Source organism: Nonomuraea cypriaca, assembly GCF_015645445.1.
GTDB classification, from domain to species: domain Bacteria; phylum Actinomycetota; class Actinomycetes; order Streptosporangiales; family Streptosporangiaceae; genus Nonomuraea; species Nonomuraea cypriaca.
The window spans coordinates 1-24,907 of the sequence record NZ_JADOGI010000050.1; the positions used below are offsets into that span (position 1 = coordinate 1).

Genomic DNA, 24,907 nt, shown 5'->3' on the forward strand with positions numbered 1-24,907 from the left:
TCCGGCGGACGTGCCCTTTCGTCGTCTGGAGATTAGGGTTCAGGCAATCAAGCTTTCGCCATATCACACGGGCCCCTCGACGCGCCGCTTCTGACACCTGAACACGACCGCCGATTTCCTGGCATGCTCTTGTCCCCTTCACCTTTCGGATCCAGGTAAGCCATCAGGCCCAGGAACCTCCCTCCGAGTCCCTCCCGGCTGAACCGGGGATACAACAGAGCGCCTCATGGCGCAGCTACAACGGCCACCGACCGCACCAGGCGCGCAGCCAACGACCACCTGATCAAGACCAACAGGTGGTGGTGTCCATGGAAGGCCGGATCGAACGCCACGAGATACTTGGAGGAGCGATTAACGAGTACCGCCGAGCCGCTTAGCTCGATCGGCAAAACCCCAGATCAGACCATATGTGCGAGTTTTGACGCGGTACAAGTGCTCAGCCAGGATCTGTGGGTCGCCCGGGGTGGACAGGCGGTGCCGCCAAATCTCCGCGAGGTCACCCGAGGCGGTGCGCGCGGTGATGGACAGTTCCTCACCGACCACCCGGGCCCAGATGCGGGCGCCGACATAGCCGGGCGGGGTTGAGTAACGCACCGAGCCGAAGCTGATGGTGCGGTCGTCGCGGACCACCCGTTCCTCGCCCAGCGCGAGCGCCAGCGGCTCGGCGGGCAGGACATGCAGCGTGGTGCGTTCGATATCGAGGCGATCTTGCGGGATCTGCCCGGTCGCGCGGTGGCGGCGGGTGTTGACGTGATCGCACCACAGGCGGCAGGCATCGGCCTGCTCGGCGAAGCTGGCGTACTGCTCGCGCAGGTTCGCCTCGGTCGGCACGAGGGCCTTGGCGATTCGCACGGTGGCCTCCGCCCCGCCCTTGGATTCGGGATCGTAAGGCACGCAGGAATGCACCTGGCAGCCGTAATGCCGCCCGGCGGCGACGATCTGCGGATGACGCACCGCGATCCCGGCGACATGCTCGATCGTGACCGTTTTGGCGTTGTCGCTCAGCACATACGTCGGGGCCCCGCCGATCCGCCGCAGCGTGGTGTCCAGGCAGGCAACCAGGGTGCCTAAAGTGCAGTCCCAGACCGGGATCACCACCCGAAACTGCGACCACGACAGCCACGCGCAGAACAACCACGTCCGGCGACCGCCGATGCGCGGGCCCTCACCCCAGTCGAACTGCAGCCACATCCCCGGCTCGGGGATCCACGGCCGATACGTGCGCCGCTTCTCTCCGGCCGGTTGCTCATGCGTGCAAACATCAGCAAACCGGACGGGGAGGTCTCAATCGGAAAGGGCAGCGATCAGGAACACCGTGGCCGCCCACCAGGAATTAGCTTCTCATGGCTGCCGTCACGGAGCGGTGGCGTTCAAGCCGGACCAGCTCAGCCGAGGACAGGCTGTGCCTGGCTAACCGTTCAGAAGCCGCTGACGATGTCCTTTGACTCCGCCATCTGACCACGACGAATCAGGAGCTTCCGAATGTCATATCCACCCACTGGCAAGGCCCGGACGATCGTCATCACAGGGGGAAGCAACGGCATCGGTCACGGATGCGCCGCCGCGATCCTCCGTTCGCTCGACGGGCCGTGGCACGTTGTCGTGACCTCGCGCGACGCGGACCGTGCGCAGGAGGCAGTCAGCCGGCTGGCCGGTGCTGCGAGTGCGGCCAACAGGGTCGAGGCGATGTCACTGGACCTCGCGTCCCTCGCCTCGGTCCGCACGTTCACCGCAGAATTGACCGGCCGGCTGACCTCGGGCGGACTCCCCCCGCTGTACGCCGCGGTGTGCAACGCGGGACAGCAGCCCGGGACCACCGTGAGCAAGACCGCCGACGGCTTCGAGTCCACATTCGGCGTCAACCACCTCGGTCACTTCCTGCTCGTCAAAGAGCTGCTGCCGGTCCTCAAGGCGCCCGCCCGGGTGGTCGTGGTGGCCAGTGGCGTCCACGACCCGGCGGAACACCCGTCCATGCCGGGTCCCGCGTGGAACAGCGTGCCCGCTCTGGCCCGCGGCGAACTCGGACCCGCCGCCGCCTCCGACCTGCCCTTCGCCTTCGGTCAGCGCCGCTATGCCACGTCGAAGCTGGCCAATGTCTACTTCACCTACGCCTTGGCCCGGCGCCTGCCCGCCGGTGTCACCGCCAACGCCTACGACCCCGGCATCGTCGTGGGAACCAACCTGCAGCGCAATCACGCCGCCCCGGTCCGATTCGCCGCCAAGCACGTTCTGCCACGCGCGAAGCCGTTGCTGCGCCGGTTCGTGACGAAGAAGGTCTACACCATCGAGGTGTCAGGCGGCTCGCTCGCCTGGCTCGCGACCGCTCCCGAGCTGGCCGACACCACGGGCAAGTACTTCCACCAGCGCGAGGCCATCCCCTCGTCGGAGGAGTCCTACGACACCGCACGCGCCGACGAGCTGTGGAACGACAGCGTGGAGCTGACCGCTCGGTCCACGTCCACGGCATCCACGTGACCGCGCGGCTGAGCCCCAACGAGAACGACATGAGTGAGACGGCAGTACCGACTTTCTCGATGGCTGAGCGTGACCGCCGATGGGACGTGGCGTGCGCGTTCATGGAGCGCGAAGGTCTCGACGCGCTGCTCGTCTTCGGTGAGCATGAGGACGCCGGCCCGGCGCCGGTCGCCTACGACACCTGGTTCACCAACGGCCGGCCAGGGACGACGATCATCTTTCCGCGAACCGGCGAACCGATCTCGCTGTTTCCCGCCCCGATGTTCATCATGGATCACCTGGAGTCCTCCCGCCGAGGCGACACCATGTGGATTCCGCCCCAGAACCTTCGCGGTTTTCGCCACTCCGGCGCGATCGCCGAGACGCTCGACGAGCTCGGGCTGGCGAAGGGCGCGATCGGCGTTGTCGGTCTGGGCCCTCACCTGCCGTGGCACCCAGAAGGCATCGCGCCCTTCCAGCTCTGGAGCAAAGTTCTGGAGCGGTTCCCCGAGGCTGAGTTCACGTCGGCCGACCTGGCCCTGGGCCGGCTCGTGAGCCGGCTGAGTCCGGACGAGATCGCCATCGCGCGCCACTCGGCGCGCATCGGCGACGCCATGGTGCGAGCCATGGTCGAGACCGCCGCTCCCGGCGTTCCTGAGAGCGAGGTGTACGCGGCGGGCATGTCCGAGGGGTATCGGCGAGGAACGATTACCTCAGCGATGCACTTCTGGTCGGGTCCTGACGCGCCTTGGGCATGCCGCAGTGGGGCTACCGCCCCCAGGCTCCCCGCACCCTGCGGGACGGCGACGTCATCTACGCCGAAGTGTTCTGCAACTTCGGCGGGCGCCACACCCAACACCAGGTCACGATGGCGATCGGTGAGGTGCACGAGGATTTCCAGCGCGCCGGCGACGTCGTTCGCGCGGCCTACGCCGCCGGCCTGGAAGCGTTGCGCCCAGGCCGGACGTTCGGTGAGCTCGCCGACGCGATGTACAAGCCGATCGAGGCGGCCGACGGTTCGGTGTTCAGCATCGCGGTACATTCGCTCAACCCGGGCCTCGCGCTGGGCGGCATCTCCACCGACATCGGCCGGCTTCCCGGCGCCGAGGTCTACCTGCCCGTGCCTGACGGCCGGACGTTCCTTGCCGACCTGGAGCTCGAGCCCGGGATGACCTTCGTCTTCGAGCCCAACTATGCCTTCGCGCGCCACATGGTCCACATCGGCGGCACGGTGATCGTCGGCGAGGACGAGCCGATCGAACTCAGCCCGTACACGGCGCAGATCCTGCGCGCGACGGGACGGCGAGGCCTGCGGCGGAGTAGTCCGCGGCCCCACGGTCCTGAGCGTGACGATAACGGCCACCCAGCCGCGCCGGCCATCCGGGACGACTGTTCCTGAACGACCGGTGCGGCGCCGTTCAGGTCGTTGAAGTCGGTGGCGAAAGCCCGCACCAGCAGGTCGACCACCTCCTGGGTATCCGGTGACGGGTTGTCCTGCGCGACCATCGGCGGCAGCGCGGAACCGCCACCGTCGTGCCGTGCCGGTCCACCCGCCGTGCCGAGCAACACCAGCTTCGTCCGATGGCGCTTGGCAGTGGGCCCAGCTCAACCAGGGACAAGTCGTCCCTGGTTAACCGGTGTGGCGTGGTCGATAGTGGTGGACATGATCGATCGCGCTGGGCTTGCCGATTTTCTCCGTCGCCGCCGGGAGCTGCTGCGTCCGTCCGATGTCGGCCTGCCCGATGGTGTGCGGCGCCGCACGCCTGGTCTGCGGCGAGACGAGGTGGCGCAGCTGGCCGGGATGTCGAGTGACTACTATGCCCGGCTGGAGCAGTGCCGTGGCGCGAATCCCTCCGAGCCGATCGTGGCCTCTCTGGCGCGGGCGCTCCGCTGCGACCTGGACGAGCGCGACCACCTCTTCCACCTGGCGGGGCTGACGCCCCCTGCCCGCAGGGCCGGCCGACACATCCGCCCAGGGCTGATCAGCCTGGTCGACCGGCTCACCGACGTTCCGGCCGGTATCTGCACCGATCTGGGAGAGGTGCTGTGGCAGAACGCCCTCGCCGACATCGTGCTGGGCCGTCAGGACCACCACGCCGACGGCCGTGCGCGGAATCTCGCGTGGCGCTGGTTCACCGACCCGGCGTCGCGCGCCCGGATCCCGGAAGAGGACTGGCCGCGGCATTCGGCTGCCCACGTGAACGATCTGCGAGCGACGTACTCGCGCCGTGCCGGTGACAACGACGTCGTGGAACTGGTGCAGGGGCTGCGCGAACGCAGCGCGGAGTTCCGCGCGTCGTGGGAACGGCACGAGGTCGGTGTCCGTCGTTTCGACCGCAAACGGCTCCTGCACCCGGAAGCAGGAGTGCTGCACCTGACCTGCGAAGTGCTGCTCACACCGGAAGAAGACCTCAGGGTGATCGCGTTCTTCCCGACGGAGGGCACCGACGCGCGAGAGAAGCTCGACTTGTTGCGGGTCATCGGGACGCAGAACTTCCAGAGTGAAGTGGCGGCGGCGCCAGGCGGCCGAACGCGAGGCCGGCTGAACGACAGCAGGATCTTGCCGAGTCAGCCACCTGCCTCCGGCAGCCGGTCAGCCGCCAGCGGCTTGGTCGAGTAACAGCCGGTGCTGATCACAGGTATGCCCCAGCCCGCCGCCGACCGCGGGCCGCGCCCTGACCCGCTCGGCGATCAGGCGGGGTGGCCGCCAGCAGGTGAACCGTGCCGCGACCGGTGGAGTGCCTGTACCGCGTCAAAACGCATCCACGATGGCGCTGGCCTGCGGCTTGACGGGCTCCGTCCCCGCAGGCAAGATCGCGTCTTGTGCTTGTCCGCCTGCTCCATCTCATCACGCTGCGGGTGTTCGGCTGGCTGATGTTGCTGGGCCGTAGCCAGGTGTCGAAGAACGTGGAAATCATGGTGCTGCGTCACGAAGTGGCAGTGCTACGGCGCCAGGTCGGACGCCCGAAGCCGGACTGGGCCGATCGAGCCGTCCCGGCGGCGTTAGCCCAGGGCTGCCGGCGGTGCTGCGCGCTCATCGGCTGGTTATCCCGGCGACGCTGCCGGCCTGGCATCGTCGTCTGCTGACTCCCGCTCCCGCAAGCCGGGCGCCGCCAGCTTGGTCAGGTAGTCAGACGCGATCTCCGGGCGCGCAGCCGAGAGACGTACCAGCAGGCCAAGGTTGATCTCCACGCCTTGGTCGCGGATGGCCGTCGGCCAGGTCGACTGGTCTTTGGTCTGTGTCGACTCCACGACCGCGCGAGCTCACCAGCATGCGGCCGTGGCCCGAAAAGGGGCCCTGGCAGGGCGAGACACTCGGCCGGTCCCGGGGCACGACTTCGTCTGCCGACAGCTCGCGCCGCTACCGCCGGCGCCGCAGGTCACTGCCCCCTCGCCACGCCTCTGTGGCTCCTCGGCTCCTGCTCCTCCTGCTTCGCCCTGCCCTTCGGGCCATTGGTCGCGCGGATCCCGGCGCAGAGCGGCGAGCGTCACCCGGGGCGAGCGACTCTAACCTGCTGATCACGCTCCGGACCCGCGGTTCGCGCTGACCCCCTTGCCCCTCACCTCACAGCCCCCGCAGGCAAGTGCAGTCAGGTGTCCGATACCGCCGAGACCGCGCTCGATTCCAAGCTGGGAAGCGTCCGACACCTTCGAAGGAGAACCATGTCTACCCTTTCCTCCCATGAATCCGTGAACAGGCAGAGCGCGCAGCCGGACGGCGCCGGAACGCCGACGGTCAGCACCATCGAGCTCGGTGATGTGCAGATCCACCGCGTCATGGAGTACTCCGACACGACGCCGATGACGACGGACGTCTTCTTCCCCAACAGCAACCCCGAGGAGTGGCAGCGCCACACCGAGCTGCTGGCGCCCCACCACTGGGAGCCGGAGAGCGACCTCACCCGCGTCGCCACCCAGTCCTGGGTGCTGCGCAGCGAGGGCCGGATCATCCTTATCGACACGGGCGCGGGCAACGACAAGTACCGCCCGCTGCAGCCGATCTGGTCCTACCTGAACACCGACTACCTGGCGAATCTCGCCGCCGTCGGCGTGCGGCCCAAGGACGTCGACATCGTCATCAACACCCATCTCCACGACGACCACGTCGGCTGGAACACCCGGCTGGAGGGCAGGGACTGGGTGCCCACCTTCCCCAACGCCACTTACCTCATGCCGCAGCGCGACTTCGAGTACTGGAAGCCCGAGAACCTCCACAACACGGTGTTCGGGCGGGGCAACCAGAACGTCTACGAGGACAGCATCGACCCGGTCATCGAGGCCGGTCTGGTGAAGGTCTGGGACGAGTCGTACACCATCGACTCCAACCTCCGCCTGGAACTGACCCCCGGGCACACCCCCGGCGCGTCGATCATCCACCTGGAGTCCGCGGGCGACCGCGCCATCTTCGCCGGTGACCTGCTGCACGGCGCGATCCAGGTTCACGAGCCGCACATCAACAGCTGCTTCGAGGAGGACGAGGACAGTGCCCGCGCCAGCCGTGCGCGGATGTTCGCCCACGCGGCCGACAACAACGCCCTCGTGCTGCCGGCCCACCTGCCCGGCCACGGCGCCTTCGAGCTGCGCCGGCGTGGTTCCGGCTTCGAACTCACCAACTGGGCGCCCTTCTCCCTGACCTGATCACGACGCCCAGAGCGAGGGTCGCTGCTTCCTCGCTTCTGCGGCCAGACTGGCGGGTCGGGAGGCCGCGCGGTATGCGTCAGGTGACTGCTTCTCCGACGGGGCGTGCCGTCACTCCCGATGGCGGGCCGTTGTGCGGGTTCCCTCGATGAGGTCGCGCAGTTGGGAGCGCGCGGTGACGCCTAGTTTGGGGAAGCTGCGGTAGAGGTGTGAGCTGACTGTGCGTGGGGAGAGGAAGAGCTTCTCGCCGATCTCGCGGTTGGTCAGCCCGCGGGCGGCGAGCCGGACGATCTGCTGCTGTTGCGGGGAGAGCCCGGCGAAAACGCCGGGGTCGGGCGTGTCGACGTCCAGACCGGCCGCCCGCAGTTCGGCCTGCGCGCGTTCCGTCCACGGCCGGGCGCCCAGGCGGCGGAAGGTGTCGTACGCCGCGCTGAGGAACGGCCGCGCCTCGGCGATCCGGCGTCGGCGGCGCAGCCATTCCGCGTACTCCAGCAGCGCCTGCGCGCGTTCGAAGGGCCAGCGTTCCAGCGCGGGGTCGGCCAGGGCGGCCACGAAGCCGGGCTCGGCGTGGCCGGGTTCGGCCAGCAGCGCGCGGCTGCGGTGGACCAGGGCCCGCAGGCGGAGCGAGCCGCCGCGGGCGAGAGTACGGGCCGAGCGCTCGACGATCTCGATCGCGTCGGCGCGGTGGCCGCTGCGCCCGGCGGACTCGGCGAGTTCCGGCAGCGCCGGGTAGGAGGCGTGGTAGTGGGCGGGGTCGCCGTTGGGGTCGAACACCATCCGCGCGTGCTCGTAGGCCGCCTCGTAGTCGCCTCCGACCATGGCGGCGGCGGCCAGGGCGCGGTGCGCGTACACGGCAACCGATCGGCTCTCCAACTGGTCCACCAGGCGCAGCGCCTCGTCGGCGAGCGCGCGAGCACCCGCCGCGTCACCTTGGGAAGCCGCGACCATCGCGTCGATGGCGTGGGCGCACGCGACGGCGTGGTCGAGGCTCGCCGCCACGGGCAGCGCGGCGAGTTGGGCGCAGACCTCCCGGGCCTGCCCCCAGTGGCCGTACTCGAAGTAGGCCAGCGCGACGACGCCGCCCAGCCCGTCGGGGAACGGGCCCGCGGTGCGCCACGACCGTACGGCCTCGTCGAACGTGCGGACGGCCAGCGGGGTCTCGTCCAGCACCCAGGCCGCGATGGCCAGTGCGGTCATCTGTCCGGGGCGGCCCCTGGTCGCGGCGATCAGGTCCGGCAGCCGGGGCGCGAGCTCGCGGCCGCCGCCGAACGGGTCCGACACGATTCGCACCCAGTCTCGCAGCGGTCCCGCGGGCAGACGCGGCAGGATCCGGTCGATCTCCCGCCGCTGGAACTCCTCGCCCGAGTAGAAGCGCAGCACGGCGGCGGCGGCAAGCGCGTCCAGCGCGGTGGCCGGATGCGTGGCGGCCAGGTCGTCGGCGATCGCGGCCAGGTCGGCGAAAACGGTGGCGTGCTGCCTGGTCAGCGCGGCCAGGCGGCCGACGTGCAGTGAGGCGGCGGCCAGCACGGCGGGGTCGTCGGTACGGGCGCGGGCCCGGCCGGCCAGTTCCTCCACCCAGGACAGGTCCCCGGTGAAGACGGCCAGACCGGCCGCGTCCGCCAGCAGCCGAGCGCTGTCATCGCGTCCGGGACGCAGCTCCGCCGCGCGGGCCAGCGCCTTGGTCGCCGCCGCGTAACCGCCTCGCCTGCGTGCCCTGCCGGCCGTCTGCTCCAGGGCCACCGACACATCGGCGTCCGGGTAGAGGGTCGCGGCGGCGAGATGCCAGGCGCGGCGGTCCAGTTCGTCGCGCAGGGCGTCGGCCAGCGCGCGGTGGGCCTCGATGCGGGCGTCGAACGGCGCAGCGTGGTAGACCGCGGAGCGGATCAGCGGGTGGCGGAACCGTAGGTGCCGGCCTGCTCGGCGGACCAGCCGGGACTCTTCGACGGCGGGCCAGGCTTTGTCGTCGGCGTCGGGCAGCAGCGCCAGGACGGCGTCCGGGGGATCCTCCACGTCGGCGGCGGCCAGCAGCAGCAGGGCGCGCCGGCCGGCTTCCGGCAGTTCCGCCAGCCTGGCGGCGTAGATGCCCTCCAGGCGCTCGCCGACCGGCAGCGGACCGTGATCGTCGGCGTGGGGATGGGCGTGGGCCGCCTGGGCCAGTTCGAGCAGGGCCAGTGGGTTCCCCGCGGCCTGGTCGAGCACGCGTTCCCTGATCCTGCCCGCCAGGCCGGGCGAGCGCAGGTCAAGCAGCCGTCGGGACGCCGCGTCGTCCAGCGGGCCCAGCGTGAGCGTCGGGAATTCCCGGTCGAAGCCGGGATCGCCGTCGCGTACGGCGGCCAGCACGGCGACCGGGTCGGCGTCCAGCCGCCGGGCGGCGAAGGCAAGTACGGAGGCGGAGGCGGAGTCGATCCACTGGGCGTCGTCGAGCACGACCACGAGGGGCGCCCGTTCGGCCACCTGGGACAGCAGGGTCAGGACCGCGACACCTGTCAGCAGGGGATCGGGGGCGTCGGACACGAAGCCGAAGGCCCCCAGCAGGGCCAGGCGCTGCCTGTCGGGTAGGTCGACCGCCTCGCGCAGCACCGGCCGCAGGAGCTGGTGGAGTCCCGCGAAGGCCAGATCCCTCTCAGACTCGCGGCCGGTCGCGCGCAGCACCCGGTTGCCTGCCGCCTCGGCGCAGCGGGCCGCGTCGTCCAGCAGGGTGCTCTTGCCCGTCCCTGCGGCTCCAGACAGGAGCAGGACGCGGCCGCCGCCGGACTCGTCCGCCACGAGGGTAGAGAGCCGCTCGATCTCGGCGTTCCGCCCGATGATCGGGTCGCGCGGCGCCCGCTCGTCCATGGGCCCTCCATCCAGAAATCAGCTGTACTCGTCAGCCGTGGCGCAGCGTCGTCGCAGGTCCGTGCCACCGTCTTGTCACCCTATCGACGTGTGCCGGGTGGTAGATGCAGTCACCTGTCGCATACCGCTCGCCCGGGGCGGCGGCGCACGATGGACGGGCGGCGACTCTCACCGTTCGCGCCGCACGCCGAGATCTCGAAGGACGCCCGATGAACCACCATGCGGACGACATCGTCGTCACCACGCAGGGCGCCGTGCGCGGCCTGCGCCGCGACGGGACGACGGTATTCCTGAACATCCCGTACGCCGCTCCCCCGGTGGGCGCCGCCCGATTCGCCGCCCCACGGCCGCACGCCCCTTGGGACGGCGTACGGGACGCCACCGCACCGGGCCCGACCGCGCCGCAGGCCGAACGCAGGCTTGGCAGCGTGGCCATGACCCCGTACTTCGGACCGGGCTGGATCCCCGGCGAGGACTTCCTGACCGTCAACGTGTGGACGCCGGGAACCGGCGGCGCGCGGCTGCCCGTGATGGTGTTCGTCCACGGCGGCGGGTTCGTGGCCGGATCCACCCGGTCCGAGATCTACGACGGCGCCGCCTTCGCCCGCGACGGGGTCGTCCTCGTGACGCTCAACTACCGGCTGGGCATCCCGGGCTTCCTCCACCTGCCCGGCGCGCCCGACAACCGGGGCCTGCTCGACGTCATCGCCGCCCTGCGCTGGGTACGGGCCAACATCATCGCGTTCGGCGGCGACCTCGCCCGCGTCACGTTGTTCGGCCAGTCCGCGGGCGCCACGATCGTCGGCGGCGTGCTGGCCGCGCCCGAGACCGAGCAACTGTTCCAGCGCGCGATCGTGCAAAGCGGCAGCGGCCTGGGCGCCTTCACACCCGAACAAGCCGCCCACGTGACCCGCGCCGCGGCCCGCGCCCTGGGCGTCCAGCCGCACGCCGACGCCTTCGCCGGCATCCCCGACCAGCGGCTCGTCGAGGTCATGTCCGAACTGTCGGGCATCGACCTGCGAACCGAGACAAACACCGACCCGCTCATCGGCCTCAGCTCCTTCAGTATCGTGCTCGACACGCAACCAGCGGAGGCCGTCGCCGCTGGCCGCGGCGCGGGCGTGGACCTGCTCGTGGGGACCAACACGGAGGAGGGCAACCTCTACCTGGCGCCGTTCGGGAACCTGTCCACCTCGACGGCGTCGGACGTGGACGCCGCCGCAGCCCGCTCCCACCCGGACCCGGCCCGCCTCGTCGAGATCTACCGCAAGGCCAGGCCGCAAGCGTCCTTCGGGGAACTGCGCTCGGCCATCATGGGCGACGCCCTGTTCGGCGTAGGCAGCCGGCGGCTGGCCGACGCACACGCGGAACACACCGTGCACGCGGGGCGCACGACCGCCGCCACTTACCGCTACTCGTTCGCGTGGCGCTCGAACGCCCTGGGCGGCGAGCTAGGCGCTACCCACGCTGTGGAGTTGCCGTTCGTCTTCGACGTCACCGGGCTGCAGCGGCTGCGCGGTCCCGAGGCCCTGCTCGGACCGGACGAGCCGCCGGCGGACCTGGCCGCCCGGATGCACGCGGCCTGGGTGTCCTTCGCCACGACCGGCGAGCCCGGCTGGGACCGCTATGACACCGGCCGCCGGGCCACCATGCGCATCGACGGCGAATGGAGCCTGGTGGACGACCCGCACGGCGAGGAGCTCTGGACCTGGCTCTGAACCCCCGATCCCACCTTCCACCCGAACCACCGGAGGCCATCACCTGTCGTGGTCGACCCTCAATGCGGGGTTGCGCGCTCGGCGCGGGTGAAGCAGGAGCGGCGAGGTGCCGGCTCAAAGGTCGGCCGGTGGCCGATGCGGCATCACATGGTGGAGGTGAGCCCTTCCCCGATCTTCTTCAGCTCTGCGCTGACGGCCTCGGCGCCGGGGAACTCCTCGGCGTACACCGGGCTGAACATGATCTCGGCCCACTGCCTGTCGCCCATTTGGAGGAAGAGGGTCGGGGTGCCCTTCATGCCTGTGGGTGCCGAAAAATGCGCCACCACCCTGACCTGGTGTTGGTTGGAGAACGATCGCTCTCGTTTGAGCGGACGCTTAATATACTTGAGCAGTTGCTCAATCACATTTGAGCGATCGCTCAAGGGCCAGCTGGGCAGCCCAGCTGGCCGGCGATCATCGCAGCTCCCTGGCATCGTGCGCTATTTGTACGGACAAGACAGCCCTCAGTGAAGGGCCGAGTTTAGAACGGGTTCGTACGGGTGATCACGTAGACCTTGCGAATCGTCTCGCGGATCTCCCATTCACCGCTCCAACCATCGGGCTCGACCAGCACGGCCCCAGGGCGGAGCTCGTGGATGTCTCCCCTCGAGCCCCGCACCGTTGCGTTGCCCGACAGTATGTACATGAACGAGTGGCTCCCGTCGCGTGCGACTGGAAAACGCCCGGGGGTGCACTCCCACACCCCGACCCTCGTGCGCCCGTCATCCGAGATGCGCCGACCACTCTCGACCGGCTGTCCATCTGATGGGTCGGCTCGCGGCCCGATGGTATCGACGGTGAGTTGGCTCAGCTCATCAGGAGACACCGAGACGCCGGCAAGCAGAATTTCTGTCTTCTGCGGTGTCGTACGTGTGACGTCCTTACCCTCCGCCTTGATGACACGCTCGTGGGCGGCGATCGCGGCCCGGACGCTGGGGAGCATCGACACGGCGGCCGGCACACCCGCGTAGACAGCGACCTGCCGGATCACCGCCGTGAGCTGGTCAGGCGTGAGCCCGTTACGCAGCGCGCCACGTGAATGCGCCTCGAACTCCCGCGTCTTCCCGAGGGCGGCGGTGATGCCCAGCACAATGAGGCTGTGCTGAGCCCGGTCGAGCCGCTCGTCAGTCCAGATCTCCCCCCAGCAGTAGCCCGTCATGAACCGCTGGAACTCGACCGTCATGTCATCGGCATGGGAGGTCGCGTTGTCGACATATTCGGAACCGAGCACCTCCCGGCGCACCTTCATACCTTCATCGTGCATGTTGTTCTCGGACAACGTCTCAGCGGACATGCGCGGCGATCTCCTTCGCGATCAATTGAGGGCATTCTTGGAGGACGGTGTGTCGCGCCTGTGGCAACACCACCAGCCGACCGTCTGTCCGGTCGGCCATCAGATGAGACATGCGCGGCGGCGACCCCGCGTCGAACTCGCCGGTCATCGCCAGCAACGGCGCGCGGATGCACCCTAGGTCGTCCGCCAGATCCGTGGTGGCCAGCACCCGGTACGCGTGGGTGTAGGCCGCGCGGTCGAGCCGCTCCATCCGAGCGATGATCTCCTCGCCCACTCCGGGGTGCGCCGCGAGGTAGTCCTTGCTGTACCAGCGTTCCACGCTCTCGCGGGCGGCGCCGCCCGGCCCCTCGGCCTCGACCATCGCCAACCGTTCCAGCACGGCGGCCTGCTCCTGCTCGGTCCTGCCAGCGACCGCGCCGATCACCACGAGCTTGCTGACGACCTCGGGATGGGTGGCGGCGAGCCGCTGGACGATGAGCCCACCCAGCGAGAAGCCGACGGTGTGAGCCGCCGCGACGTCGAGGCGCGCGAGCAGTTTCAGATGGTCGCTGACGAAGTCGTCCACGTTCCATGGACCGTCAGGTGCCGGTGAGCGGCCGTGGCCGCGCAGGTCGTAGCGGACGATCGCCCGGTCGTGCGGCAGGTCGGCCACGACCTCGTCCCACGACTCCAGCCCGCTGCCGACCCCGTGGACAAGGACCAGCGGGGTGCCTGCTGTGAGATCCCCTTCGATGCGGTAATGGACGCCGACCGGTGCCGTGAGAGGGCGCAGGTGGGGGATGAGCGGCGGCAACCCGGGGAAATCTGATGTCATTGGGGACTCTGCTATCTGCTATCTGCTAGGTGTCAGGCAACTTAATGGGCATATCACTCGGGTGTCAACGACACTAGGCTCCGATGATCGCCAGAGCGCATCTATGCAGACAGTCCTGGTTGCACTCGGGCGAGGCCATTGCCCGGACCCAAATGCTGACAGACAGCCGACATATAGCTAGCCTAGTGCTCGGTCCGTCACGCCGTCAGGCCAGCGGTCATCACTTCGCCCGAAGGGACGCTCGAATGCCACTACTCCCCGACACCCAGGTCCACTCTCCCGAGTGGGCCGGCCGCGACTGGCGCATGTTGATCGATGGCGAGTGGGTGGAGGCCGATGGAGAACGCGAAGTACTCGACCCTGGTACCGGCAAGGTCATCGCCGTTGTCCCCGAGGCCACGATCGCGCGAACGGACGCGGCCGTCGATGCGGCCCGGCGGAGCTTCGACAGCGGGGCCTGGCACCGCCGTCCCCCCGAGGAGCGGGCGCGTGTCCTGTGGCGGATCGCGGACCTGCTCGAGGCGCGCGCAGACGAGATAGCCCTGGTGGAGGCGCTCAATCAGGGCGGTCCGCACCGAAACATCCGCAACGGTTCCGTGCCCGAGGCCGCCCGGATCTTCCGCTACTACGCCGGCTGGGCGGACAAGGTCGCCGGCCGGGCGCTGACTCTGCAGCGCCCGGGGATGGACCTGCACGCGTACACACTTCGGAGCCCGGTCGGCGTCGTCGCCCTCATTACGCCGTGGAACGCGCCCCTGCTCATGGCCACGTGGAAGGTCGCGCCCGCGCTGGCGGCCGGCTGTAGTTGCGTGCTTAAGCCAGCGGAGCTGACGCCGCTCACCGCCATCATGCTAGGCGAGATCGCGCAGGAGGCCGGCCTGCCCGACGGGGTCCTCAATATCGTCACCGGCGACGGCGCTGTCGTTGGCGCGCGCCTGGCCGAGCACCCCAAGGTGGACAAGGTCGCGTTCACCGGCTCGACGTCGGTTGGCAGGTCAATCGTCCACGCGGCGACCGGGAACCTGAAGAAGGTCTCCCTCGAACTCGGCGGCAAGTCGCCGGTGCTCGTCTTCGACAATGCTGACGTCGAGGAGGCCGTGAACGGGGCGGCCGCTGCGATCTTCTCCAACGCCGGTCAGGTGTGCACGGCCGGGTCGCGGCTCTTCGTCCACGAAGACCTGTACGACGACGTCGTTGCGGGCGTCGCTCGGCGGGCGGAGTCTCTCAAGGTGGGCTACAGCTTCGACCCGCTCTCGGAGATGGGCCCCCTCATCTCCGAGGGGCAGCGTGAGACGGTGATGGGCTACATCGAGTCGGGGATCTCCGAAGGAGCCTCGGTGGTCGCGGGAGGGCACTCCGGCGGACCGGGCTTCTTCGTCGAGCCGACGGTGCTTGGCGATGCTCGGCCGGAGATGCGGGCGGTGCGCGAGGAGATCTTCGGCCCCGTCGTTGCGGCCATGCGCTTCACGACGATTGAGGAGGCCGTCACGGCCGCCAACGACAGCCCTTACGGCCTGGCCGCGTCGGTGTGGACCCGTGACGTCAAGACCGCCCACCGCGTCGCGTCCCAGCTCAGGGCCGGTCGAGTTGGTATCAACGTGCACGGCCTGCCCGACGTCACCATGCCCACGGGTGGTTTTAAGGAGTCTGGCTGGGGCCGCGAGCTTGGCCCCGAGGGCCTCGACCTGTTCCTGGAGACCACGTCGGTCTTCACCAAGTTGACTTGACAGCGGCGAGCGCGCTGAAGCCAACCCGCTTTCCGCAGAATTTCCCGCGAGCCCGCCGCCTGCCCGGCGCGCTCGCGTCAGCCGTCCGTACATTCACGCTCAGCAGTCGGGTAAGCACCCATGACTAGTGCCATCAGGCCGCCCGCGGCGACCGACGACCTGACGATCGTCGTCGCGGGTCCCAGGGCATCGCAGCCGCAGGCCGACGCCGTGACTGCCGCAGTTGCTCCCGCGGTGGGGGCCATACGCCCTCTCGTGACAGTGACGCACGCGATGCCCGCAGGGCCTTCGGTCCACGCGGTGGTCATCGTCCCGAGCCTTCCCGTCACCGCGGCGGACCTGGCCGCACTCCCCGATCTGCGGATGGTGTGCACCGCCTCGGCCGGATACGACCATGTCGACCTTCAGGCCGCCCGGGGCCGGGGCGTCGCTGTGGCACGCGCAGTCGGCAACGGCTCGGAAGAGGTGGCCGACCACATCATCGCCCTCACCCTGGCGCTGCTGCGCGGCGTGGCGAACGGCGACCGCGCGATCCGTGACGGCACCTGGGCCCCGAGCGGTACCGGGGCCAGGCGGGTTCGCGGCACCCGCCTAGGACTGGTGGGTTTCGGGCGGATCGGCCGCTTCGTCGCCGATCGCGCGCTCGGCCTGGGTATGGAGGTCATTGTTTACACGCGGACACCACCGGCGGATGCGCCAGGAGTACGCGTCGCGGCGAGCCTGGCGGCGTTGCTTCGCGACAGCGACGTGGTGGTGCCCTGCCTGCCTCTCACGACGGAGAGTCAGTACCTGCTCGACGCGCAGGCGCTCGCCCTGATGCCCACCGGATCCTTCCTCGTGAACTGTGCCCGCGGTGGCCTGGTCGACGTCACGGCCCTCGACGCCGCGCTGCGGGCGGGCCGACTCGGTGGCGCGGCGCTCGACGTCTTCGAAAGCGAGCCCCCTTCGCCCGACGACCCGGTACGTCGCCTGCCCAGGACCATTCTGACCCCGCATTCGGCCTGGCACTCCCCAGAGTCGGCGCTCGGCGCCTTCACCGCCGCGGGCACCGCCATCGGGGCTGTCCTCGGCGCGGGCAGCCCCAACGACATGGTGGAGTTCCTGCTCCCACCGACGTGACCGCCGAAGGAACCACAGGGACGAGACCAAGGACCACGCGTCAGTGCCATGGCCGCGCCGGTGCTGCGCCCATCAACACCTGTTAATCAACTGCGTCAGTGTCCATAGCGCAGGCGGGCCACGTACGGGCTCTCCAGCACGGCGATCTCCTCGGGCGTGAGGTCCATGGAGAGGGCCTGCTCGACCACGTCGAGTTGGTCGGCCGAGGTCGGGCCGAGGATCGGCGCTCCGGTGGGCGACTTGGCAAGCACCCAGGCGACAGACACCGCAGCCGGGTCGGCGCCGCGCTCCGCCGCGACGGTACGCAGGCTTTCCAGCACCCGCTGGTCGCTCGCGCGCCCATACCACTTGCGGGAGTATTCGTCGGTGCGCCCGCGCTCGGTGTCGCGGTCATGCCCCCGAGGGTCACCCGAGAGAAACCCGCGCGCCAGCGGGCTGTACGGCAGCAGGCCGATCCCCTCGGCCTGGCACATCGGGATAAGCTCGCTCTCGTGCTCGCGCCACACCAGGTTGTAGTGGTGCTGCATGGTCGCAAAGCCGTGCCGGCCCAGCCGCCTGGCCTCGTAGAGGAACTTCGCGAACTGCCAGACCGGCATGTCGGTCGCGCCGACGTAGCGTACCTTGCCCGACTCGACAAGAGCGTCTAGGGCGCTGAGGGTCTCCTCGATGTTCGTGCCTTCGCGCCATACGTGCGTCTGATACAGGTCGATGTAGTCGACGTCGAGCCGGCGCAGCGAGTCGTCCACCGCGGCCAGGATGTGCTTGCGCGAGTAGCCGCCCGTGGTCGGCGTCGTGCCCATGGGATTGCCGACCTTGGTGGCGAGGATGTAGTCCTCGCGTGGGAGTAGGCGCTTCAGCGTGGCTCCGAGCACCCGTTCGCTCTCGCCCTTGGAGTAGAAGTTTGAGGTGTCGAAAAAGGTGATGCCGAGTTCGACCGCGCGCTCGATGATCGGCACCGATGCGCCCTCGTCGAGCACCCAGGATCGCCAGATCGGGCTGCCGATGCCCATCGCGCCGAATGCGATCCGCGACGTTCGCAGGTTCGTGGCGCCCAGAGGTATGTAGTCCATCAGTTCGTTTTCACCTTCAGCCCGCGTGCGTGCGGGACCGCTCGGAGGTCGGCACCCGCAGCATCTCGAAGAGTTGGATAATGGAGTCGAATACGTCGTCGGCAATCTCGATGCCGCAGTCGACGGCGTCGAGATAAACCGGGTCGGCGAGCACTGCGCCCGCCGGGTCGGTGGCCATAGCCTGGAGTGTGAGCCCGGCGGACTCCTCGCTGGGTGCCATCGCCAGGCCGTCGCCAGCCTCGACGTGGACGCCGCGCTCGGCGGCGCGCGCGATCAGATAGGGCAGGAACACCTCGCCGTAGACGTTTCGTACCTGTACCCAGCGGGAGCCGGCAGCGACCGTCTCGGCGCAGACGAAGTCGAAGACGCGGATGCCGAACTCCAGCAGACTCCCGCCACGGACGTCAACAACGACCTTCTCAGGACTCTCCGTGACCACCCGCGGCCGGGGGCGCGGGATCCAGTTCAGCCGGGCGCGGTGGGTCTGCAGGAAGCGCAGCGCCCCGCCCGTTACCGCCTCGGTCCAGACCAGCATGTCGGCGGTCTCGTCGGCTTGCCCCAGCGGGATGCCGACCATGCGGAGCATGTCGGGCGCGTAGCGCCGCAGCTCCGGAACAGCGATGTTGGTCATGCGTCGTTCACACCCTCACGGCCGCGTCGTCGTCCATCGCACCCGTCGCCGCCGCTGCGGCACCGATGCCCCACTCCCCCTCGCGGCCAGCGGCAAGGTCCGCCGGCAATGGCGCGCCGCGGAAGAAGAGCCCGCGGACCCACCGGCCGCTGTGCGGAGTCGGCAGCTCGATGCCGAGCACCGACAGGAAGCAGCGGATGCCGTTGCTGGCCAGGAAGTCAGCGTCGCAGACGCTCGCCCGCAGCTCGCTGTACGGGGCCTCCGCCGCCAGCTGCACCCGCGCCACCGACAGCGCATGCTCCGGCTCCTCGAGCAGGAACCGGCCGACGCTGACCTCGTCCGGCACGGAGGTGAGGAAGTCATGCAGACGGCGCACCACACCCGCGACGTCGATGAAGGTCTCCCGCTCGATGCCCACATCGACCGACCGCTCGCCGCGGCGGTTCTCACCGTTCTCCTCCGAGCGGTACCAGAAGAACTCCCGCCTGCCGGGGCCGTGCAGGTCCAGCGTGAGCGCCCAGCCGAAGTGCTCCTCCAGGACCGCGCGGAGCTCGCCCACGGTCATCGTCGGGTCCACCGTCTGCGACCGGGTCATCCCGGCCGCCGTCACCCGGCTGAACTCACTGGTCTCCGGGTAGAGCTCCAACAGCAACGTGCGCAGCACCTCGACCGCCTCGACGCTGCCGAAGCCGGCCGCGGCCGCCAGCAGCGGCGCCCACGATGCGGCGCCGTCTCCCTCAGTCCCTATGCCGAGCAGGCCGTCAAGCTCGTCACGGGCACGCAGCAGCGCGGCGGCGACTTCCTCACGTGGCTCGATCAGCTCGGGCGCGGCCTCGGGGGCGTTGCGGTAGGCGGTCGCGGCGTTCTCCAGGAGGACAGCCAGGCGGCAAATCCGTGAAGCGTCCGGTGGCTGCGCGGTGGAATAGGCGACACCCAGCTCGCGGGTGAGCACGAAGGCAGACAGCCGAGCCGGCCAGCGCACCAGTGCGGCGACGGTGCCCAGCCCCGAGGAGTTGCCGATGCCGACGTGCCGCCGGATCCGCGGGTCGAGCGTCACCGCCTCCGGGTTGCGCGCCCGCGCGGTCGCGTCGACGAGGTCGAGGCTCACCAGCCGCCAGAGATACACGCAGAACAGGTCGATGTGGTACGGCATCGACAGTGGCCCGCCGTGCCGGGCGTAGCTCTGCCAGGCCCGGGTGCCCATGCGGCCGTTGCCGTAGTAGCCGCCGTTGCGCAGGATGTAGCCACCGTTCGCGTCGAGGAGGCTGACGGCCGGCTGCCTGCCACTCGCCAGCGCGTCGACGACCTCCTCGAAGGTGCGGGTGCCGCGGCTGGCGATGGTCCAGCCGTACACCTTGGGGTCCGTCCGCCCGCGCCACAGCCGGGCGCCGAACTCCGCGCGCTCGCGCAGGAAGCGCTCCTTGTCGATCGGCCCGTCCAGCAGGACACCGAGGAACTCCACCTGAGTGTCCCGGAAGAGACGCTGGTGTCCAAGCGGCAGCGGCGGGTAGACGAAGACGCCGAAGGACAGGTGGAGCTCCTCGGCCCGGATATCGTAGGCGAGAAAGCCGGTCCCGTCCTCGGCGACATCGCATTCGCGCAGCTCGATGCGCCACTGGTGCTTGGCCATGTGCCGCACCAGCGTCTGGGCGAAGCTCAGCTTGCTGGCGGTCATGCCGTGCAGGATCCGCGGTCGCATCACCTCGTCGGGTGAGCGCATCAGCGGTATGGCCCGGCGGACCTTTTCGCCCAGCTCCTCGGAGAGTTCGGCGAAGACCCATTGCGGAACGCGGACGCTGGCTCGCGCCGTCGTCATCGATCAGTCCTTTCCGCCAGGTACGTCTCTGCGGCCTCGAGTGAGATCACGTCGGCGTACTTGGCGTCCATGTCGAACAGGTTCACCTGGTGGGGAAGCAACGCCCGGTCGAAGACGCACTCCTCCACGACGGCGTTGCGGAAGCCGTACGCCGCCGCGTCCACGACGCTCGCGCGCACGCAGCCGCTGGTCGTGCAGCCCGCGTGGATGACGGTGTCGACGCCTTGGGCGGCCAGGTGGCCGGCCAAACCGGTGTCGTGAAAGGCGCTGGCGGCCGACTTCGCCACGACGTACTCGTCCGCGCGCGGGGCGATCTCGTCGATGATGTCGGTGCCGCGCCGAGGCGTGCCCGGCCGGTCGCCCTTGGGCGTCCCGTGGCTGTAGACCACGGGGATCCGCGCGGCGCGGGCGGCGGCCAGGAGCCGGACGATGGCAGGAACGGAGCGCCAGGCCGCCGCACCGCAACTGTCGGGATATTTCGCGATCGAGTGGAGGATGGGCTCGGGAATGTCGCCGGTGAAGTTGTACTCCACGTCGACGATGAGCAGGGCGGGTGCCGTGCCGAGCCCGAAGGCGCGGTGATAGCCGGCGCGCGCGTAGACCGCCTGCTCCTCCTCGGTGAGGTCCTGCCAGACGGTGGCGAGCGCGCCGTCGGGCGTTGCAGGAAGCGGCGGTCGGCTCACGTGGTGGCCCCCGCGCCGAGCACGGCCGGCGTCTCCTTGACCTCCTGCCAGAAGTGGCAGGCCACCATCCGGCCGGGCTCCACCTCCGTGTACGCCGGCGCCTCGGCCCTGCACTTCTCCCTGGCAAGCGGGCATCTGGGTGTGAACCGGCAGCCGGTCGGGACGTTCATCGGGCTCGGCGGCTCGCCGGTCACTGCGGCGACCGGCCGGCTGCGCTCGACCCGCGGATCGGCCACCGGCGATGACGCGAGCAGGCTCACCGTATAAGGGTGGTAGGGACGTTCGTAGAGCCGCTCGCTGTCCGCCGACTCCACCAGCAGGCCAGAGTACATCACGGCGACCCGGTCGGAGATGTGCCGCACCACGCTCAGGTCGTGGCCGATGAAGAGGTAGGACAGATCGAGTTCCCGCTGGAGCCGGCGCAGCAGGTTCAGCACCTGGGCCTGCACGCTCACGTCGAGCGCGGAGACCGCCTCGTCGCAGACGATGAACCTGGGGTTGACCGCCAGCGCCTTGGCGATGCAGACGCGCTGCCGCTGGCCACCGGACAGCTCAGAGGGCCGGCGGGACATCAGCTCACGGTTGAGCCCGACCAGTTCGAGCAGGTCGCCCACGCGCTTGCGCCGCTCCTCCCCCTTCGCCAGGCGGTGGATGATCAGCGGCTCCCCGACGGTGTCACCGATCGTCATCCGCGGGTTGAGGCTGTCGTACGGATCCTGGAAGACCGCCTGCATCCCCCGACGGAGCGGGATGAGCCGGCGCCGGCCGGCCTCGGTCACGTCCGTGCCGTCGAACCAGACCGATCCGCCGGTCGGCTTGACCAGTTGCAGGACGGCCCGTCCCGTGGTGCTCTTGCCGCAGCCGGACTCGCCCACCAGGCCGAGGGTCTCCCCCGGCGCGACGGTGAAGGACACGCCGTCCACCGCCCGGACGTCGTACCCGAGCTTGCGGTGGGCGCGGGAGCGGGACTTGTAGTGCACCTGGAGGTCTTTGACCTCCAGCAGGGGGGCCGGCGTCGCGGTCATCGGGCCTCACTTCCTTCGGCGTCGGCGGCGACCGATACCGGCTCAGCCATCCCGGCGCGTACGTCCTCGGGGTCCGCCCAGCACGCCGCGGTGTGGCGCGCCGGTGAGACGGGCGCCGGCGCCTCGGTCGTACAGCGGTCCATCACGTGCCGGCAGCGATCGGCGAACGGGCAGCCGGCGGGCAGCGCCAGCAGCGACGGAGGCCTGCCCTCGATCGAGACCAGCTCCTGAGATCGGGGGGTGTCCATTCGCGGGATCGCGCCGAGCAGGCCGACCGTGTAGGGATGCCGGGCTGTGTAGAAGATCTCCTCCACGTCGCCGATCTCGACGATCCGGCCGGCGTACATCACCGCCACCCGGTCGGCGAGGCCGGCCACCACGCCCATGCTGTGCGTGATCACCACCATGGCCGTGCCCAGCTTGGCCGTGACCCGCTTGAGCAGGCGCAGGACCTGCGCCTGCGTCGTCACGTCGAGCGCGGTCGTCGCCTCGTCGGCGATGAGCAGCTTCGGGTCGCAGCTCAGGGCCAGCGCGATCATGACTCGCTGGCGAAGCCCGCCGGAGAGCTGGTGCGGGTAGCTCTTGAGCCGCGCGGCCGGATCGGGGATCTCGACCAGGCCGAGCAGCTCGACGGCACGCGCGTCCGCGGCGCGGCGTGACACTCCGGTGTGCTGCCGGATCACCTCGCGCAGTTGCGCGCCGATGGTGAGGGTCGGGTTGAGCGTGGTCATGGGGTTCTGGAAGACCAGCGCGATCTCGTCGCCGCGAAGCGCGCGCAACTGGCGCTCCGACAGCCGCAGCAGGTCGCGCTGCTCGAACAGGACTTGTCCGGCGATGATCCGGCCGTTGGTCCGCGGCAGCAGCCCCATGATCGCGAAGGCGGTGGCGCTCTTGCCGCTGCCGGACTCCCCGACAAGGGCCAGCACCTCGCCGGCCCGTACGGAGAACGAGACGCCGTTGAGTGCGTGGACCGGCCCGCGGGGCGAGTCATAGACAGCCTGGAGGTCGCACACCTCCAGCAGAGGCGCCTCGACGTCAGTTCCCATCGCCGGTTCCTCCACTCTTGCTGACGACGTTCATGCTCGGATCAGGTGCCGAGTCCGCACGCGCGGTCACCACGGCCGGGCCGGGAACGGGTGCGCAATAGTCCGGCGCCGCCGCCGGGGCGGTGACCGGCGTACGCGTGGGCCGGATCCGGGTGCGACGCGCCGCCTTCGGATCGAACAGGTCGCGCAGGCCGTCGCCGATCAGGTTGAAGCTCAGCATCGCGACGAAGATGAAGCAGCCCGGGATCACCGACATCAGCGGCAGGTTGCCCAGGAAGGGATAGCCGTCGCGGAGCATGCCGCCCCAATCGGGCTCGGGGGCGGGCAGACCCAGCCCGAGAAAGCTCAGGCTGGCCCCGGTGAAGATCGCCATGCCGCCGGTCAACGCCGCCTGCACCACGGTCACTTCGAGCACGTTCGGCAGCAGGTGCCGCAGCAGCACGCGCCGGGTCGAGGCCCCGGACACCTTCACCGAGGCGATGAAGTCCCGCTCTCGCAGGCTCAGCACCTGGCCTCGGACGACTCGGGCGAACTTGGGCACGTTCACCACGGCGATCGCGGTGGCCACGGTCCAGAAGCTCGGCCCGAGCGCGTACGTGATCGCGAGGGCCAACACCAGCTCCGGGAAGACGATCACACCGTCCATGACGCGCATGCTGACCGCGTCCACCCATCCCCCGGTGTAACCCGACAGCAGGCCGAGCAGGACACCGATGACCATGGCGATCAGCACCGAGATCACGGCCACGGCGAGCACCAGGCGGCCGCCGTACAGGCTACGGCTGAGCACATCGCGGCCCAGCTGGTCGGTGCCGAAGAGGTAGCCGCCGCCGGGCGGCTTGAGCACGTCCTGCAGGTGCTGGTCGAGCGGTCCGAAACCGGCGAACAGCGGTGCGCCCAGCACCAACACGATCAGGACACCGAGGAGGACCAGGCCGAACGTCAGCCGCGGGTAGCCGACCAGCATCGTCCAGACGCGACGGCCCCCCGTGGCCTCCGGCCGGATGGCGGCCGGGGAAGTGGTTGTGGTCATGTCAGCTCACCTTGATCCTTGGGTCGAGAGCTCCGTAGACCAGGTCGACCAGCAGATTGACCACGACCACGCCCACGGTGATGACGAGGATCAGGCCCTGCAGCATCGGGAAGTCCTTGCCAAGAATCGAGTTGGTCAGCAGGGTGCCCACGCCCGGCAGCGAGAAGATGCTCTCGGTGACGACCGCGCCACCGACCAGCCCCGCGGCGTTGAGCCCGACGACGGTGACCATGGGGATCATCGTGTTCTTCATGGCGTGGCGCACCACGACCCGGCCCGGGTCGAGCCCGCTCGCGTGCGCCCGCAGGACGTAGTCCTCCGAAAGCACGCTGAGCATCAGCGCCCTGGCGTAGCGGGCGAAGGTCCCGATGTAGGCCATGGAGAGTGTCAACGCCGGCAGCGCCATGAGCTTCAGGTTGCCGAGCGGATCCTGCGAGAACGGCACGTACCCGCTGCTCGGCAGCAGCCGCAGCTTCAGCGCGAAGAAGTAGACCAGCAGGATTCCCAGGAAGAAGTTGGGCAGCGACAGGGCCAGCACCGAGATGCCGGAGGCGACCGTGTCGACCCACCGGCCGCGCACCAGCGCGGCCACGACCCCGAGCAGCGTGCCCAGCACCAGTGCGATGACCAGCGAGAGCACCATCAGCTCGAGCGTGACCGGGATCCGCTGCGCGATCGCCTCACCGACACCGATCGGGGTACGGAACGACCGGCCGAGGTCGCCCTGCACCAGCTTGCCAAGCCAGTCGAAGTACTGGACCACCAGTGGCTGGTCCAGGCCGAGTTCGTGGGTCATCTGCCGCAGCTGCTCGGGCGTCGCCGAAGAGCTCTGACCCCCCATGATCGTCTGTACGGGGTCGGGGAACAGCACCCGGGTGACGATGAAGATCAGCAGGCTGACTACCACCATCACCAGGAGCGCCGCTCCCACCCGCTTGGCTACGTACCAGGTCACAACCGACTGC

At 69.5% G+C, this 24,907-nt stretch carries 21 protein-coding genes and 1 pseudogene; 9 read left to right on the top strand and 13 right to left on the bottom strand.

Annotation, left to right across the window (positions count from 1 at the left end):
* Window positions 1–351 precede the first annotated feature (351 nt).
* On the bottom strand, window positions 352–1,191 hold the full coding sequence (locus ITP53_RS18365; RefSeq protein ID WP_195896631.1) for a Mu transposase domain-containing protein: 840 nt from the start codon (window positions 1,189–1,191) through the stop codon (window positions 352–354).
* A gap of 291 nt (window positions 1,192–1,482) precedes the next feature.
* Here ITP53_RS18365 and ITP53_RS18370 point away from each other — a divergent pair, with 291 nt between their 5' ends.
* The 6 genes and pseudogenes from ITP53_RS18370 to ITP53_RS18395 all read left to right on the top strand — a co-directional run bounded on the left by ITP53_RS18370 (window position 1,483) and on the right by ITP53_RS18395 (window position 7,092).
* Window positions 1,483–2,475, top strand: coding sequence for an SDR family NAD(P)-dependent oxidoreductase (locus ITP53_RS18370; RefSeq protein WP_195896632.1), 993 nt, complete (start codon window positions 1,483–1,485; stop codon window positions 2,473–2,475).
* 733 nt (window positions 2,476–3,208) lie between these two features.
* Complete coding sequence (locus ITP53_RS18375) at window positions 3,209–3,853, top strand: M24 family metallopeptidase (RefSeq protein ID WP_236050950.1); 645 nt, start codon at window positions 3,209–3,211, stop codon at window positions 3,851–3,853.
* 264 nt (window positions 3,854–4,117) lie between these two features.
* Window positions 4,118–5,074: a helix-turn-helix transcriptional regulator gene (locus ITP53_RS18380; RefSeq protein ID WP_195896634.1), complete on the top strand. Its 957-nt coding sequence runs from the start codon at window positions 4,118–4,120 to the stop codon at window positions 5,072–5,074.
* Window positions 5,075–5,277: 203 nt separating this feature from the next.
* Complete coding sequence (locus ITP53_RS18385) at window positions 5,278–5,541, top strand: hypothetical protein (RefSeq protein ID WP_195896635.1); 264 nt, start codon at window positions 5,278–5,280, stop codon at window positions 5,539–5,541.
* A 121-nt stretch (window positions 5,542–5,662) separates the two neighbouring features.
* Window positions 5,663–5,786, top strand: a pseudogene (locus ITP53_RS18390) (IS5/IS1182 family transposase); the annotation flags it as partial.
* Between the two features lie 358 nt (window positions 5,787–6,144).
* Entirely contained in the window at window positions 6,145–7,092 is a 948-nt protein-coding gene (locus tag ITP53_RS18395; RefSeq protein ID WP_328814937.1) for an MBL fold metallo-hydrolase, read from the top strand.
* A 111-nt stretch (window positions 7,093–7,203) separates the two neighbouring features.
* Here ITP53_RS18395 and ITP53_RS18400 read toward each other — a convergent pair whose 3' ends face one another.
* Window positions 7,204–9,927, bottom strand: coding sequence for a helix-turn-helix transcriptional regulator (locus ITP53_RS18400; protein WP_195896636.1), 2,724 nt, complete (start codon window positions 9,925–9,927; stop codon window positions 7,204–7,206).
* A gap of 209 nt (window positions 9,928–10,136) precedes the next feature.
* Between ITP53_RS18400 and ITP53_RS18405 the strand changes: the two genes are divergently transcribed.
* Window positions 10,137–11,645, top strand: coding sequence for a carboxylesterase/lipase family protein (locus tag ITP53_RS18405; protein ID WP_195896637.1), 1,509 nt, complete (start codon window positions 10,137–10,139; stop codon window positions 11,643–11,645).
* A 143-nt stretch (window positions 11,646–11,788) separates the two neighbouring features.
* On the opposite strand, the gene ITP53_RS18410 is transcribed toward ITP53_RS18405, so the two are convergent.
* The 3 genes from ITP53_RS18410 to ITP53_RS18420 all read right to left on the bottom strand — a co-directional run bounded on the left by ITP53_RS18410 (window position 11,789) and on the right by ITP53_RS18420 (window position 13,792).
* Entirely contained in the window at window positions 11,789–12,049 is a 261-nt protein-coding gene (locus ITP53_RS18410) for a hypothetical protein (RefSeq protein WP_195896638.1), read from the bottom strand.
* Window positions 12,050–12,165: 116 nt separating this feature from the next.
* Window positions 12,166–12,978 carry a carboxymuconolactone decarboxylase family protein gene (locus ITP53_RS18415; protein ID WP_195896639.1) on the bottom strand — a complete coding sequence of 271 codons (813 nt, stop codon included), beginning with the start codon at window positions 12,976–12,978 and terminating at the stop codon, window positions 12,166–12,168.
* On the bottom strand, window positions 12,968–13,792 hold the full coding sequence (locus ITP53_RS18420; RefSeq protein ID WP_195896640.1) for an alpha/beta fold hydrolase: 825 nt from the start codon (window positions 13,790–13,792) through the stop codon (window positions 12,968–12,970). The genes ITP53_RS18415 and ITP53_RS18420 overlap by 11 nt, the downstream gene beginning before the upstream one ends.
* 152 nt (window positions 13,793–13,944) lie before the next feature.
* Between ITP53_RS18420 and ITP53_RS18425 the strand changes: the two genes are divergently transcribed.
* Both ITP53_RS18425 and ITP53_RS18430 read left to right on the top strand, forming a co-directional pair.
* On the top strand, window positions 13,945–15,519 hold the full coding sequence (locus tag ITP53_RS18425) for an aldehyde dehydrogenase family protein (protein ID WP_207756101.1): 1,575 nt from the start codon (window positions 13,945–13,947) through the stop codon (window positions 15,517–15,519).
* A gap of 120 nt (window positions 15,520–15,639) precedes the next feature.
* Window positions 15,640–16,638 (top strand): NAD(P)-dependent oxidoreductase, encoded by a 999-nt coding sequence (locus ITP53_RS18430; RefSeq protein WP_195896641.1) that lies wholly within the window; start codon window positions 15,640–15,642, stop codon window positions 16,636–16,638.
* Window positions 16,639–16,733: 95 nt separating this feature from the next.
* Here the strand turns inward: ITP53_RS18430 and ITP53_RS18435 are convergent, their stop codons facing one another.
* Genes ITP53_RS18435 through ITP53_RS18470 form a run of 8 tightly spaced genes read right to left on the bottom strand, consistent with a single transcriptional unit; the run spans window position 16,734 to window position 24,897 of the window.
* Complete coding sequence (locus ITP53_RS18435; RefSeq protein ID WP_195896642.1) at window positions 16,734–17,708, bottom strand: aldo/keto reductase; 975 nt, start codon at window positions 17,706–17,708, stop codon at window positions 16,734–16,736.
* A gap of 16 nt (window positions 17,709–17,724) precedes the next feature.
* Window positions 17,725–18,339 carry a hypothetical protein gene (locus ITP53_RS18440; protein ID WP_195896643.1) on the bottom strand — a complete coding sequence of 205 codons (615 nt, stop codon included), beginning with the start codon at window positions 18,337–18,339 and terminating at the stop codon, window positions 17,725–17,727.
* Between the two features lie 7 nt (window positions 18,340–18,346).
* The gene (locus tag ITP53_RS18445; RefSeq protein ID WP_195896644.1) at window positions 18,347–20,155 is read right to left on the bottom strand and encodes a hypothetical protein; all 1,809 of its coding nucleotides are present in this window, start codon (window positions 20,153–20,155) and stop codon (window positions 18,347–18,349) included.
* Window positions 20,152–20,838, bottom strand: a complete 687-nt coding sequence (locus tag ITP53_RS18450) for an isochorismatase family protein (RefSeq protein WP_195896645.1) — start codon at window positions 20,836–20,838, stop codon at window positions 20,152–20,154. The genes ITP53_RS18445 and ITP53_RS18450 overlap by 4 nt, the downstream gene beginning before the upstream one ends.
* Complete coding sequence (locus ITP53_RS18455; RefSeq protein ID WP_195896646.1) at window positions 20,835–21,863, bottom strand: ABC transporter ATP-binding protein; 1,029 nt, start codon at window positions 21,861–21,863, stop codon at window positions 20,835–20,837. The genes ITP53_RS18450 and ITP53_RS18455 overlap by 4 nt, the downstream gene beginning before the upstream one ends.
* A complete protein-coding gene (locus ITP53_RS18460; RefSeq protein WP_195896647.1) occupies window positions 21,860–22,909 on the bottom strand; it encodes an ABC transporter ATP-binding protein in 1,050 nt (349 codons plus the stop codon). Before ITP53_RS18460 ends, ITP53_RS18455 begins: the two co-directional genes overlap by 4 nt.
* Window positions 22,899–23,942 (bottom strand): ABC transporter permease, encoded by a 1,044-nt coding sequence (locus tag ITP53_RS18465; RefSeq protein ID WP_207756102.1) that lies wholly within the window; start codon window positions 23,940–23,942, stop codon window positions 22,899–22,901. Before ITP53_RS18465 ends, ITP53_RS18460 begins: the two co-directional genes overlap by 11 nt.
* Before the next feature lies 1 nt (window position 23,943).
* Complete coding sequence (locus ITP53_RS18470) at window positions 23,944–24,897, bottom strand: ABC transporter permease (RefSeq protein WP_195896648.1); 954 nt, start codon at window positions 24,895–24,897, stop codon at window positions 23,944–23,946.
* Between the last annotated feature and the right edge of the window lie 10 nt (window positions 24,898–24,907).

Coding starts and splice junctions, on each gene's coding strand:
- ITP53_RS18420 (WP_195896640.1), bottom strand. CDS start 13,792: ATGACATCAGATTTCCCCGGGTTGCCGCCGCTCATCCCCCACCTGCGC.
- ITP53_RS18365 (WP_195896631.1), bottom strand. CDS start 1,191: ATGTGGCTGCAGTTCGACTGGGGTGAGGGCCCGCGCATCGGCGGTCGC.
- ITP53_RS18430 (WP_195896641.1), top strand. CDS start 15,640: ATGACTAGTGCCATCAGGCCGCCCGCGGCGACCGACGACCTGACGATC.
- ITP53_RS18405 (WP_195896637.1), top strand. CDS start 10,137: ATGAACCACCATGCGGACGACATCGTCGTCACCACGCAGGGCGCCGTG.
- ITP53_RS18425 (WP_207756101.1), top strand. CDS start 13,945: ATGCTGACAGACAGCCGACATATAGCTAGCCTAGTGCTCGGTCCGTCA.
- ITP53_RS18435 (WP_195896642.1), bottom strand. CDS start 17,708: ATGGACTACATACCTCTGGGCGCCACGAACCTGCGAACGTCGCGGATC.
- ITP53_RS18370 (WP_195896632.1), top strand. CDS start 1,483: ATGTCATATCCACCCACTGGCAAGGCCCGGACGATCGTCATCACAGGG.
- ITP53_RS18400 (WP_195896636.1), bottom strand. CDS start 9,927: ATGGACGAGCGGGCGCCGCGCGACCCGATCATCGGGCGGAACGCCGAG.
- ITP53_RS18460 (WP_195896647.1), bottom strand. CDS start 22,909: ATGGGAACTGACGTCGAGGCGCCTCTGCTGGAGGTGTGCGACCTCCAG.
- ITP53_RS18415 (WP_195896639.1), bottom strand. CDS start 12,978: ATGTCCGCTGAGACGTTGTCCGAGAACAACATGCACGATGAAGGTATG.
- ITP53_RS18380 (WP_195896634.1), top strand. CDS start 4,118: ATGATCGATCGCGCTGGGCTTGCCGATTTTCTCCGTCGCCGCCGGGAG.
- ITP53_RS18440 (WP_195896643.1), bottom strand. CDS start 18,339: ATGACCAACATCGCTGTTCCGGAGCTGCGGCGCTACGCGCCCGACATG.
- ITP53_RS18465 (WP_207756102.1), bottom strand. CDS start 23,942: ATGACCACAACCACTTCCCCGGCCGCCATCCGGCCGGAGGCCACGGGG.
- ITP53_RS18375 (WP_236050950.1), top strand. CDS start 3,209: ATGCCGCAGTGGGGCTACCGCCCCCAGGCTCCCCGCACCCTGCGGGAC.
- ITP53_RS18455 (WP_195896646.1), bottom strand. CDS start 21,863: ATGACCGCGACGCCGGCCCCCCTGCTGGAGGTCAAAGACCTCCAGGTG.
- ITP53_RS18445 (WP_195896644.1), bottom strand. CDS start 20,155: ATGACGACGGCGCGAGCCAGCGTCCGCGTTCCGCAATGGGTCTTCGCC.